Consider the following 12,915-nt stretch of genomic DNA (forward strand, 5'->3'; position numbering starts at 1 on the left):
TTCCTTGCCCGGGCCTTCCCCCAGCATACCAAGGCGCCTTGGTATCAGGCTACGCCTGCCGCCCCTCGCCTCCAAAACGAGGGGCGTTCTTTTTGTGAGGCGTCACCGCTCCAACAGCGCCACCGCCTCGACATGCGACGACCACAGGAACTGGTCGATGGGGGCCACGCTTTTCAGCTTGAAGCCGCCGTCGATGAGAATAGCGAGATCGCGCGCGAGCGTGGTCGGGTTGCAGGACACGGCGGCGATGCGGGCCACTTTCGAACGCGGCAGTTCACGCACCTGGGCTTCGGCGCCGGCGCGCGGCGGATCGAAGACGAGCGCGTCGATCTGCTTGAGATCCATCGCCTGCATCGGCCGGCGGAAGAGATCGCGGCGCTCGATGGAGACCGGCTTGAGACCCTGCGTGTTGCGGGCGGCGTGGTCGAGCGCAGCAAGCGCCGGACCGTCGAATTCCACCGCATGCACATGCGCCTTGCGCGCCAGACGCAGCGAGAATGTGCCGCAACCGGCGAACAGATCGGCGACGCGCTTGGCCTTGCCGACATGGGCGACAACCAGTTCGGCCATCGCCTGTTCGGCGCGTTCGGTGGCCTGCATGAAGCCGCCCGGCGGCAGCACCACCGGGATTTGGTCGAACATGACGACCGGCTTATGCGGCTCGACCAGAATCTCGTCGGCGACGGAGATGCGGGCCACGCCCTTTTCCTTGAGACAGAGATCGATGGCGACCTGGCGCTTTTTCTGGTCCGGCTTCTTCATATCGTCGAAAGCGAGGTCGAGGCCCGACGCCGTCAGCTGGATCGTCACCCGAAAGGGATCGGCGCCCGAGGCCAGCGCGCCGGCGATACGGCGGATGGCCGGCAGGCGACCGACGATGCCCGGATGGGCGATGGGACATTCCTCGACGGCGATGATGTGATGGCTGCCGGCCTGCATGAAGCCGAGCATCAGCCCCTTGTCGGTCGGCCTTCCCGACATGGTCACCCGGCGGCGCTCGCCCGGCGCGCAGGCGAAAAGCGGCAGCACCTCGGTTTCGATCCGGTGCTGGCGCAACGCCTGGATCACCAGATCGCGCTTGTAAGCCTGATAGGGTTGATCCGCCCAATGCTGCAGGGAACAGCCGCCGCAGGCGCCGCCCTGGCCTTCCGGACCAAAATGCTTGCAGGCCGGCTCGCGTCGGTCCGCCGACAGCTTCGACCAGGACAGAGCCGTCGCCTGGTTCTTGACGCGCGCCACCGCCACGTCTTCGCCGGGCAGGGTGAAGGGCACGAAGACGGGACCGGCTTCGCCGCGGGCGATGCCGTCGCCTTCCGCGCCGACAGCGTGAATGGTCAATTGTTCTGTGCTCATGTTTTCCGTCCGGCCAGGAGATATTCGGAATTTCCGTCGCCGCCGGAAATTGGAGACGGGCTTACACCGAGGCTTTCCCATCCGCCAAGCGAATTCAGCCATACGGACATATCCACGGCGGTTTTCTCGGCCAGTCGCTTGTCGCGCACGATGCCGCCCTTGCCGACGCCGTCGCGACCGACCTCGAATTGCGGCTTGACCAGCAGCAGGCACCAGGCCCCCGGCGCGGCGAGATCGAGCGCCGGCGGCAGCGCGAGCCTCAGCGAAATGAAGGAAACGTCGGAAACGACGGCGCCGATCAAACGCCCGCCGAGTTGCGCCGCCTCGAGCGCGCGGGCGTTGACGCCTTCGAGATTGGTCACGCGGGGATCGTCCGCGATGCGCGGATCCATCTGCCCATGACCGACATCCACGCCGATGACATGGCGCGCGCCTTCCTCGAGCAACACTTGGCTGAAGCCGCCCGTCGAGGCGCCGATGTCGAGGCAATCGAGGCCCGCAGGCGTGAGCCCGAAGGCGTCCAACCCCGCCTTGAGCTTGAGGGCCGCGCGGGAGACATAGGCGCGGGCGGGATCGTCGACGGTGATCTCCGCCTCATCGGACACCAGAGCGCCCGGCTTGGCGACGATCGCGCCATCCACGGCGACCGCCCCGCGTTTGACGGCGTCGGCGGCGCGGGAGCGGCTGTCGAACAGGCCGCGTTCGATGAGAAGTTGGTCGAGGCGCATCTATGAACCTGTGGCGTTGGTCGACATCGATCCTGGCGCTCATCGATGTCGGTGAAAGCAGGCAGATACACGCTCGAACTTTTCGACGCTACAATTTTGCGGCGCCGGCCCGTCGTTCGCAATGTCTTCAGCAAACTTCTTTCGTCAGCCCACCCTTAGATAAGCGCCCATTAATTTGTTACCGCTAAATCTAACGGCCGTTGAAATTCTTTGCAAATGCAGGATGGTTCGCGTCACGAGCCATCGAACAAGGGGCCGGGAATGAAGAGACCATCTGTCAAAACCGCGATGATCGGCATGCTGTGCGCCATCATGGCGTCCGTCGCCACCCTTTCGGCGGTGTCGCTGTCCAGTGTGTCCTCGTTAGGCGCTGCGACGGAAACGATCGGCAATTACTGGTTTGAACGGTTGCTGACGGCGCGGGAGATCAAGGGCGCCTTCGCGAATGTCCGCTTGGTGCTGGCGCGTCATGCGATGATCGTCAACACCAGCGACTTCGAAGCGGAACAGAAAAACTACAGCGAGGCGCAAGCGGCGCTGGACAAGGCGATAGCCGCCTATGAGGCCGGCGCGCGCACCGAAGAGGGTCGAGCGCTGATCGCCGACATCAAACCGCTGATCGCCGATTATTACGCCGCTGCGGCGGATTTCGCCGAATTGATCAAGAACGACAAGAAATCCCAGGCTTTCCCGGTCTTTAAGACGGCGTTGAAGCCGAGGGCGGACGCGGTCAACGAAAAGATCGGCCAACTCGTCGACTTCATCGCCATGAGCGCCAAGCAGAACGTCGACGGAGCCAATGACGCCGCCCGCTCCGCATTCGCCTGGACGTCGGCAATCGCCCTGGCCGCCTTGGCCATGGCCGCCGCCGGCATCTATTTCGCTGTTTTCGGGGTCGCCAATCCCATCCAGCGGATTACCGTGTCGATGCGCAATCTCGCGGGCGGCGACGCGGTGTCCGAGATTCCCTTTGCAGGCCGCGCCGACGAAATCGGCGCCATGGCGGGCGCAGTCGAAGTGTTCCGCCAGAACGCCATCAACAATCGCCGGCTCGAAGAGGAAGCTTCCGCCAACCGCAACCAGACGGAGCAGGCTCGTCTCGCAGAACAGCAGCGCATCGCCCGGGAAGCCGAGCAGTTGCGCATCGCCACATCGACGCTCGGCGAGAGCCTGAAGCGCCTCGCCTCCGGCGACCTGACCTGCCGGATCGAGACCGCGTTCGCCGCCGAATATGAAAGCCTGCGCGGCGACTTCAACGCCACGGTCCAGCAGCTGTCGCAAGCAATCTCTTCCGTGTCGATCGCGGTGCGGAATATGGACAGCGGCACCCGTGAGATTTCCTCCGGCGCCTCCGATCTCTCCAAGCGCACCGAACAGCAGGCCGCGTCGCTCGAGGAGACCGCAGCCGCGCTCGATCAGATCACCGCCAACGTGTCGAGCTCCAGCAAGATGACCGACGAGGCGCGCGGCGTGGCGCAGTCGGCCAATCAGAGCGCTGCGCAATCGGCGCAGGTGGTGGCGCATGCCGAAGAGGCCATGCAGCGCATCGAGCAATCGAGCCAGCAGATCTCCAACATCATCGGCGTGATCGACGAGATCGCGTTCCAGACGAACCTGCTCGCGCTGAACGCCGGCGTCGAGGCGGCGCGGGCCGGCGAGGCCGGCAAGGGTTTCGCCGTCGTCGCCCAGGAAGTGCGCGAGCTTGCCCAGCGCTCGGCCCAGGCCGCCAAGGAAATCAAGGGCCTGATCCAGAACTCGACCTCGGAAGTGGAAAGCGGCGTCAAGCTGGTGCGCGACACCGGCGAGGCGTTGAAAACCATCGGCGGCTATATCGGCACGATCAACCGCCATATGGAATCCATCGCCACCTCGGCGCGGGAACAATCGACCGGCCTGGCCGAAGTCAACGTCGCCGTCAACCAGATGGACCAAACGACGCAGCAGAATGCGGCGATGGTGGAACAGTCGACGGCCGCCGCCGCGTCGCTTGCCCAGGAGGCCGGCAAGCTGCGCGACCTCGTCGCCCAGTTCCGCCTGGAGCATGGCGCGGCCGTGCAGACGGCGGCGCTGCGGCAGACGGCGACAGCCATGGCGCGGCCCGTTGCGGCGCCCCGCCCCGTCGCCGCCCGCCCGGCTCCGGCTCGCGCCGCCGCCAAGGCCGTGTCGCACGGCAATGCGGCGATCAAGGACGAGTGGGAAGAGTTCTGAGTTCACCCATCACGCGACTTCACGACATGGCGCGGGGCTCGGGTCCCGCGCCATGCTTTTTCGCGGCCGTGACTCGGCGGTGTTGCAAGGCCGTCGCGCCTAGCGCACGAAAGCTGATCATGTGCAATTTTATATTGTTTTTACAATAATTTGCTCGGTTAGCAAGAAAAGTAAATTCACATGACGAACCAACTATTCCTTAATTTTCTATGGTTATTACTTAGTCAGTTTTGACAGGGCTTGCGCTTTGTCAAGCAAGTCATTCGTGTTGGGGCGGAGCCATCGTGAAATCCATCATCAATTCTCTTCCGTTGTCGGTGCAGATCATCGGCAGCGTCGCAGCCGTTCTGGTTCTCGTCGGCGCGGCCAATCTCGCCTATGAGATTTCGCAGCAAAACGCGTCGATCGAAGAAAACGCTCAAAAGCGTGGGAACGCGGCGTTGGACATGCTCGAATCCGTGCATGTCAGCGCCATGCTGAACCGGGACAAGGTGGCGGACGGCGACCCCGCGATCGGCACGCTCGACGGCACGATGGAACGCTTCTCGTCACAGAGCCAGGGCGTCGATCTGTGGCTGGTGATGGGTCGAAGATCGTCGCCTTCCAGAAATCCGAAGGCGCCGAAGAAGTCGAGGGGCCGAAAGACGCCGTCGACGAAAAGACGATTTCGGACAAATCCCCACAAGTCACGGTCACAGGCGACCATATGCGCATCACCCGCCCAGTCATTCTGGGCCAGGGCTCGGCCGCCGACCCGGCCTGCGCCGCCTGTCACACCGCCAAGATGAACATTCAGGCCGGCGAAATCGTCGGCGCCTATAGCGCCGCGGTCGACCTGGCGCCCGATCGGGCGGCCGTGTTCGCCGCAATCAAAGCAAAGCTTGCGATCGGCTTCGCGGTTCTGGCCGTGGCGCTCGGCGCCATAACCGTTCTGCTGCGGCTGACCGCGATCCGTCCGTTGCGCAGACTCGCCGACGCCACCGAACATCTCGCCAAGGGCGACATTTCCGTGGATGTGGACGGCCAGAACCGCTCCGACGAAATCGGAGCCATGGCGCGTGCGCTCGACGTGTTCCGCGACGCCTTCCAGCGCAATCGAAAACTCGAGTCCGAGGCGGAGGGAAATCGTCAACTGATGGAGCGCAATCGCCTGGAGGCGCAGGCTCGCGCCGAAGCGGACGCGGCCGCTCGACTGAAGCAGGCGACGTCGGGTCTCGCCGGCGGCCTCAGGCGTCTCGCCGATGGCGATCTGGCCTTTGAACTCACCGAACCCTTCTCGCCCGATTTCGAACCGCTGCGCCACGACTTCAATTCGTCGATCAAGCAACTCGGCGACGCGCTGTCTGCGATCCAGGCGAGCGTCGGCGTCATCGACGCCGGTTCGCGCGAAATCGCCACCGGCGCCGCCGACCTCGCCAAGCGCACGGAATCGCAGGCGGCCTCCCTGGAAGAGACCACGTCCGCGGTCGAGCAGATCACCGTCAACGTCTCCAATTCGACTCATCTGACCCAGGAAGTGCTGGACGAAGCGACGGTGGCCAACACCGACGCCGGCAAGTCGGGCGCGATCGTCGCCAATGCCGAAGCCGCGATGCAGCGCATCGAAGACTCCTCGGGCAAGATCGCCAGCATCATCAGCGTGATCGATGAAATCGCCTTCCAGACCAATCTTCTGGCGCTGAACGCCGGTGTCGAAGCGGCGCGGGCCGGCGAAGCCGGCAAAGGCTTCGCGGTGGTGGCTCAGGAAGTGCGCGAACTCGCCCAGCGTTCCGCCAACGCCGCCAAGGAGATCAAGGGGCTCATCCAGAACTCGTCCAACGAAGTCGGCAACGGCGTGAAACTGGTGCGCGACGCCGGCGCCGCGCTCAACGCCATCGGCGGACATATCCAGACGATCAACCGCAAGATGGAGGAAATCTCCACCGCCTCGCGCGAACAGTCGATCGGGCTCAAGGAAGTCAACGCCGCCGTCTCGACGATGGATCACTCGACCCAGCAGAACGCCGCCATGGTCGAACAATCGAGCGCCGCAGCCGCCACGCTCGCCCAGGAGGCGGCCAAGCTGCGCGATCTCGTCGCGCGGTTCTCGCTGACCCAGGGGTCGAACCCCGCCAGCCTGCTGCGTCAGACCGCTTCGCGCATGGCGAGCCCGACCTTCGGCGCCCCGCAACGGAGCCGCAGCGCGGCGTCGCGGCCGGCAAGCGGCAACCTTGCGGCAAAGGACAACTGGGAAGAATTCTGACCGGCGCTCCCTGCCCCAAAACGCCTCCCCCGGACGGTCCGCCGTCCGGGGGTTTCATTTTGAACGCTGGTCAATTCGTCGATCCTCGGCCATAATCGTCGCGTCACAAGGAGCCCGCCCATGTCCTTCTTTCCCGGCCACGACCCCGAGCCCGGCGATGCGCATGCCGTCGATCAGGTCGAACTGCTGATCGTTCCGCGCTCCTCGGACATCGGCAGTTTCGAAGTGCGCCGGGCGCTGCCCTCCGCCAAGCGTCGCATGGTGGGGCCTTTCATCTTCTTCGACCGCATGGGGCCAGCCTTGTTGCGCGCCGGCCAGGCGATGGATGTTCGGCCGCATCCGCATATCGGACTGTCCACCGTCACCTATCTGTTCGACGGCGAGATCCATCATCGCGACAGCCTGGGCACCGGCATGGTGATCAAGCCGGGCGACATCAACCTGATGACGGCCGGGCGGGGAATCACCCATTCGGAGCGGACGCCGGACAAACTGCGGGGCAAGCCCTTCTCGATCTCCGGCCTGCAGACCTGGCTGGCGCTGCCGGAAAGCCATGAAGAAATCGATCCGGTGTTTGCCCATACCAGCGTCGACGCGCTGCCGACATTCGAAGACGGGGCGACGCGCGGCCGGGTGGTCATCGGCGGCTGGGAAGGCCTCGTCTCGCCGGTGAAGACGCCGACCGACACCCTCTATGTCGACCTGACGATCGGGGCAAACGAGACTTGCCCCTTCCCCGCCGGCGCCGAAGAACGCGCGGCCTATGTGCTCGAAGGGTCTGTATTCATCTCGGGCATAGAACATCCCGCCGACCAGTTGCTGGTGTTCCGGCCCGGAGATGCGATCGACCTCACAGCGGGCCCGACGGGTTGCCACATCATGCTGTTCGGCGGCGAGACCATGCCGCAAAAGCGTTATATCTGGTGGAATTTCGTCTCCTCCTCCAAGGAGCGGATCGAGCAGGCCAAGGAAGAATGGCGCACGGGCAAATTCGACATCGTGCCCGGCGACGAAGAAGAATTTATTCCTCTTCCCGCATCATGAACGGACGAATGCCGGCATAGCTTGGCGAATGCGCCGGAAAGGTCTAGTATCCGCCGATGGACGCCTCATTTTCAGCGTTGTTTGCTGTTGAAAAAGGCGCAAAGAGCGATAATAAGGCCGGCTCGAACTTTGTCCGGTGACAGGATCAGCCCGTGAACGCATTGCCCCAGACGCCGCTCCTCGACAAGGTCAGCTTTCCGGCCGATCTGCGCAAACTCGACGACAAGGAGATGCCGCAGCTCGCCGCCGAACTGCGCGTCGAGATGATCGACGCGGTGTCCAAGACCGGCGGCCATCTCGGGGCCGGGCTCGGCGTGGTCGAGCTGACGATCGCGCTTCACAAAGTGTTCGACACGCCCGACGACCGCATCATCTTCGATGTCGGCCATCAGTGCTATCCGCACAAGATCCTCACCGGCCGGCGCGAGCGCATCCGCACGCTCCGTCAGAAGAACGGTCTGTCCGGCTTCACCAAGCGGGCGGAAAGCGAATATGATCCGTTCGGCGCGGCGCATTCCTCGACCTCGATTTCCGCTGGGCTGGGCATGGCGGTGGCCGCGGATCTCGATGGCCGCAGGCGAAATGTCATCGCCGTGATCGGCGACGGCGCGCTGTCGGGCGGCATGGCGTTCGAAGCGCTCAACAATGCCGGATCGCTCGACGCCCGGCTGATCGTCATCCTCAACGACAACGACATGTCGATCGCGCCGCCGACAGGAGCGATGAGCGCCTATCTCGCCCGCCTCGCCTCGGGTCGCACCTATCTCGGCTTCCGCGAACTCGGCAAGAAGCTCACCGCCTATCTCGGCAAGAAGGTCGACCGCGCCATCACCCGCGCGGTGGAGCATGCCCGCGGTTATGTGACCGGCGGCACGCTGTTCGAAGAGCTCGGCTTCTACCATATCGGCCCGATCGACGGTCATTCCTTCGATCACCTGCTGCCGGTGCTGCGCAATGTGCGCGACAATTCCACCGGCCCGGTGCTGATCCATGTCGTCACGCAGAAGGGCAAGGGCTATGCCCCCGCCGAGGCCGCCGCCGACAAATATCACGGCGTCAACAAATTCGACGTCATCACCGGCGCCCAGGCCAAAGCCAAGCCGAATGCGCCGTCCTACACTTCGGTCTTCGCCGATGCGCTGATCCAGGAGGCCGAACACGATTCGAAGATCGTCGGCATCACCGCCGCCATGCCGACCGGCACCGGCCTCGACAAATTCGGAGAGCTGTTTCCCAAGCGCTGTTTCGATGTCGGCATCGCCGAACAGCACGCCGTGACTTTCGCGGCCGGCCTCGCGGCGGACGGCTACAAGCCGTTCACCGCGCTTTATTCGACTTTCCTGCAGCGCGCCTATGACCAGGTGGTGCATGACGTGTCGATCCAGTCGCTGCCGGTGCGCTTCGCGATCGACCGCGCCGGCTATGTCGGCGCCGATGGTCCGACCCATGCCGGATCGTTCGACACGACCTTCCTCGCCACACTGCCGGGCATGGTGGTGATGGCCGCCGCCGACGAAGCTGAGCTGAAACATATGGTGCGCACCGCCGCCGCCTATGACGACGGCCCGATCTCCTTCCGCTATCCGCGCGGCGAAGGCGTCGGCGTCGATCTTCCGGAGCGCGGCGAGATCCTGCAAATCGGCAAGGGTCGGGTCGTCAAGCAGGGTTCGAAAGTGGCGCTGCTTTCCTTCGGCACCCGCCTTTCCGACTGTCTTATGGCGGCGGAAGATCTCGACGCGGCAGGACTGTCGACGACCGTGGCCGACGCCCGCTTCGCCAAGCCTTTGGATCTTGAGCTGATCCGGCAGCTGGCGCGGCATCACGAGGTGCTCGTGACGGTGGAGGAAGGCGCGATCGGCGGTTTCGGCGCACATGTGCTGCATGCGCTGGCGACCGAAGGCCTGCTCGACGGCCGCCTCAAGGTGCGGCCGCTGGTGATGCCCGACATTTATATGGACCAAGCCAAGCCGGAGGCGATGAATGCGTATGCGGGTCTCGACCGCAAGGGCATCGTGAGCGCGGTGTTTTCGGCTCTCGGCCGCGAGATGGCCGAACGCCTCGCCTGAGCGGAGACGGCAACGCGCCGTCAAATGGGGCGCCTGCCCCATTCTTGCCCGACTATGGTGAAATTTGGGATGCGCATCGCACGTTTCGATGCGCCGATCGTCGCTCGACGACCCCTTGCCGTCGCTTTGCCGACCGCTTTTCAGCAGACTGAACGAGGATGAACATCGGAATGAACATTTGCAGAATGGCAGCCTTGGCCGCCAGTCTCCTCGCGCCTTTGTCGGCCCACGCCATCGACCAGAAAATGCTCAGCCAGATCAAGCGCCTGGCGCCACGCGACCAACTGGAGCAGCGCTGCGACACGGAAGGCATGGCCAAGGTGAAAGGCGACAAGGTGATCGCCTACACTTTTTCGGACCCGCATTACCGCAAAGCCCATATCGACGCCCCCGGCGCCGTTTTCCGCCGCAACGGCGAATGGTACCGGCTGTCCTATAGCTGCACCACCAGCCCCGATCATGTCGCGGTCATCAGCTTCAAATACAAGATTGGAAGCAGGGTTCCACGGGAGGAGTGGGAGCAGTATCAGCTTTATGATTGAGAAGGATCTGCCGGTCGCGGAGCTTCTTGCGGACACGCCGGCAAGCGTGGCATAATTCCTGGACGGAGAAAAACGATGCCGCGCAGTGACAATCTCGGCCCTCAGTTGGAAAACTATGTGGCTGACCTCGTGAAGTCAGGACGCTACACATCCCGGAGCGACGTTCTCAGGGAGGGTGTTCGTTTGCTCGAAGAACGCGACACTCGGCTGAGCGCCCTGGACGCGGCAATCGCTCGTGGCCTGGCCGACGCCGACGCTGGGCGGGTTAAATCCGTTGACAATGTTGCGGACCGCCTGAGCGAGAAATACGTCTAGAGACGTTTAGCGAGAGCCCCTCATCCCCCAGCCGGATTTTCACGCTCAAACGATCAACCCGGATTGGCTGCAGGATCGTTGTAGTTCAGGATCAGCACATCGAGATCCTTCTCCGGCCAGAAGTCCGTCGCTTTCATCTCAAAGGTCGTCGGGCCGATCTTCTTGACGCCGGTTCCGCAGAAGCTGACGTAGTTGTCGGTCGAGCCCTTGTCGACGATGAGGGTGAAATCCTTGATCGGCCCGGCCCAGTTGGCGCCGGTGGTCAGGACGTAGGAAATCCAGGATTCATAGTGGTAGGCTTTGCCGTCCATCATGGCTTTCAGCGATTTCTGCGCTGCGCACGAAAGCGTCGTCGACGCAGTATTTGGCCTTGTATTCCTCGTAATACTGGCCCTTGGGCTCACGATTTTCATCGAGAAACGCCGGCTGCACCGTGCCGCCGACGCTGGGTTTGTAGGTGTGGGAGACCTTGATGTCGACTCCCGGCTCATAGCGCGCGCGCCAGTAATAGGCGGATTTCAGCGTCCAGACCGGAATGTAATGGGTCTCTTCGCCATTGCCCTGGTCCCAGCTGTCGATGCGCACCAGACCATCGGTCACCCATTGGTCGAGCGTTTCCTTTGGCAGGCTGTCGACCATCTTCTGGGTCGCTTCGCTGTTGGGCAGCAGCGGCACGCCGGCCGCCTTGATCTGTTCGGACACGTCGAGCGCATTGGCCCAGGCGCGCTGCTGCAGCTGAGGCTCGATCGCCGCGCCATCCTGGGTGACCGTGAAGTCGAGGAAATTGTCGCGGTTCTGATCGCCGGAGGAGACGTCCGACATCGGCCCGCCCTCGATATCCGGCATCGGGAAGGCGACCAGCGTGTCGATCGCCTTGTCGGAGGAATTGCGGAACACGTAATCGACGCGGATTTGCTTCATGGAAATGAAAAGGACTTCCTTTTCCATGGAGATGTCGACGCTGCGCGTGAATTCCAGCCCGCCCGTCTTTAGAACCGCGGTGGTGTCATTGGCGAGAGCGGTGCTCGCGCCAAACGCAAACAGCCCGGCGGCCAAGGCGCAATTTCGGATCATGGGGTCCCTCCTGAACATGGGGCGGGACGCTATCGGGCTCGGCGTCGGGGGTCAACGGCCCCCGAGCTATGAAGTCGCAGCTGCGCGGCGGATCAGGCCGGATCGAGCGGCTCTACGCCCGCGGGCTTGCCCGCGCGGTCGAGGCGGATCTTCTCGATGCGGGATTCGGCTGCGCCGAGCAGCGTTTCGCAATGCTTCTTGAGCGCCTCGCCGCGCTCATAAATGGCGATCGACTGGTCGAGCGGCACATCGCCGCGTTCGAGACGGGCGACGATCGATTCCAGTTCCTGCACGGCCTGTTCGAAGGTGAGGCCGGAAAGTTCTGTCGTTTCGGTCATCGTCATCCCCTCATCAGTCTAGCGATATGCAGGCCGGCCGATTCCGCCAAGCCTTCGAGGTCATAGCCGCCTTCTAGCACGCTGACGAGACGGTTTGAGGCATATTTCCCCGCGATTTCCATCAGCCGGCCGGTGATCCAGTCGAAATCGTCGCCGACCAGATTGATCTGGGCGAGCGGATCGCGGTGATGAGCGTCGAAACCGGCCGAGATCAGCAGGAAATCGGGCTGGAAATTTTCGAGCGCCGGCAGCACGCGGCTCTTCATCGCCTCGCGGAAATGATCGCCGGCGGAATTGGGGCTGAGCGGCGCATTGACGATCGTGCCTTGCGCGCCCGTCTCGTCCTTGGCGCCGGTGCCGGGATAGAGCGGCATCTGATGGGTCGAGCAAAACAGCACCGACGGGTCGTTCCAGAAAATATCCTGGGTGCCGTTGCCGTGATGCACGTCGAAATCGACGATGGCGACACGTTCGACGCCATAAGTCTTCTGCGCATGACGGGCGGCGATCGCCACCGTGTTGAAGAAGCAGAAGCCCATGACCTTGTCATGTTCGGCGTGATGGCCGGGCGGACGACCCGCGACGAAGACATTGTCGGCCTTACCGGCGAAGACGTCGTCGACGCCGGCCATGGCGCCGCCGATGGCGGTGAGCGCCGCCTTCAGGCTTTCGGGGCTCGCATGGGTGTCGGCCTCGATCTGTTTGATCCCCTCTTCGGGCATCGAGCGCATCACGGAGAACAAATGCTCCTCGGGATGGGCGAGCAGCACCGCGTCCTCATTGGCGATCGGCGCTTCCTTGCGGTCGAGCGTGGAGAAATGCGGATGCTCGAGCGCCGCATTCAGGGCGCGCAAGCGATCGGGACGTTCCGGATGGCCCTCCGGAACATGATGGGCGAGAAAGACCTGGTGTTCGTAGAGGCGTGTCGTCATGGCGCCTGATATAGCCTTTCGGGGCCTGCGGGTCCACCTTTGCCGGCGCCGCAGCGCGGGATAAAATCGTTGA

11 protein-coding genes and 1 pseudogene are annotated in these 12,915 nt (G+C 63.5%); 7 read left to right on the top strand and 5 right to left on the bottom strand.

Annotation, left to right across the window (positions count from 1 at the left end; translation table 11 throughout):
- Positions 1–102 precede the first annotated feature (102 nt).
- Positions 103–1,353: a class I SAM-dependent RNA methyltransferase gene (locus tag H2O14_RS07650; RefSeq protein ID WP_182827173.1), complete on the bottom strand. Its 1,251-nt coding sequence runs from the start codon at positions 1,351–1,353 to the stop codon at positions 103–105.
- Positions 1,350–2,081, bottom strand: a complete 732-nt coding sequence (locus tag H2O14_RS07655; protein ID WP_182827174.1) for a TlyA family RNA methyltransferase — start codon at positions 2,079–2,081, stop codon at positions 1,350–1,352. Before H2O14_RS07655 ends, H2O14_RS07650 begins: the two co-directional genes overlap by 4 nt.
- 261 nt (positions 2,082–2,342) lie before the next feature.
- Here H2O14_RS07655 and H2O14_RS07660 point away from each other — a divergent pair, with 261 nt between their 5' ends.
- From H2O14_RS07660 to H2O14_RS07690, 7 genes are all read left to right on the top strand, one after another.
- Positions 2,343–4,289 (top strand): methyl-accepting chemotaxis protein, encoded by a 1,947-nt coding sequence (locus tag H2O14_RS07660; protein ID WP_182827175.1) that lies wholly within the window; start codon positions 2,343–2,345, stop codon positions 4,287–4,289.
- A 284-nt stretch (positions 4,290–4,573) separates the two neighbouring features.
- A complete protein-coding gene (locus H2O14_RS07665; protein ID WP_182827176.1) occupies positions 4,574–5,077 on the top strand; it encodes a hypothetical protein in 504 nt (167 codons plus the stop codon).
- A complete protein-coding gene (locus H2O14_RS07670; RefSeq protein ID WP_182827177.1) occupies positions 4,996–6,531 on the top strand; it encodes a methyl-accepting chemotaxis protein in 1,536 nt (511 codons plus the stop codon). Before H2O14_RS07665 ends, H2O14_RS07670 begins: the two co-directional genes overlap by 82 nt.
- A 120-nt stretch (positions 6,532–6,651) precedes the next feature.
- Complete coding sequence (locus tag H2O14_RS07675; protein WP_182827178.1) at positions 6,652–7,575, top strand: pirin family protein; 924 nt, start codon at positions 6,652–6,654, stop codon at positions 7,573–7,575.
- A gap of 152 nt (positions 7,576–7,727) precedes the next feature.
- Entirely contained in the window at positions 7,728–9,641 is a 1,914-nt protein-coding gene (gene dxs / locus H2O14_RS07680) for a 1-deoxy-D-xylulose-5-phosphate synthase (protein ID WP_182827179.1), read from the top strand.
- 170 nt (positions 9,642–9,811) lie between these two features.
- Positions 9,812–10,183, top strand: a complete 372-nt coding sequence (locus H2O14_RS07685; RefSeq protein WP_246697321.1) for a DUF930 domain-containing protein — start codon at positions 9,812–9,814, stop codon at positions 10,181–10,183.
- A 75-nt stretch (positions 10,184–10,258) separates the two neighbouring features.
- Entirely contained in the window at positions 10,259–10,498 is a 240-nt protein-coding gene (locus tag H2O14_RS07690; protein WP_182827180.1) for a type II toxin-antitoxin system ParD family antitoxin, read from the top strand.
- A gap of 53 nt (positions 10,499–10,551) precedes the next feature.
- On the opposite strand, the pseudogene H2O14_RS07695 reads toward H2O14_RS07690, so the two are convergent.
- From H2O14_RS07695 to H2O14_RS07705, 3 genes and pseudogenes are all read right to left on the bottom strand, one after another.
- Positions 10,552–11,590: pseudogene (locus tag H2O14_RS07695) on the bottom strand (DUF4424 domain-containing protein).
- Between the two features lie 74 nt (positions 11,591–11,664).
- Positions 11,665–11,916 carry an exodeoxyribonuclease VII small subunit gene (locus H2O14_RS07700; RefSeq protein WP_182827181.1) on the bottom strand — a complete coding sequence of 84 codons (252 nt, stop codon included), beginning with the start codon at positions 11,914–11,916 and terminating at the stop codon, positions 11,665–11,667.
- Positions 11,913–12,842, bottom strand: coding sequence for a histone deacetylase family protein (locus tag H2O14_RS07705; RefSeq protein ID WP_182827182.1), 930 nt, complete (start codon positions 12,840–12,842; stop codon positions 11,913–11,915). The genes H2O14_RS07700 and H2O14_RS07705 overlap by 4 nt, the downstream gene beginning before the upstream one ends.
- Positions 12,843–12,915 lie beyond the last annotated feature (73 nt).

The organism is Rhizobium sp. G21, from assembly GCF_014158035.1.
In the GTDB taxonomy this organism is placed as follows: Bacteria; Pseudomonadota; Alphaproteobacteria; order Rhizobiales; family Rhizobiaceae; genus Rhizobium_E.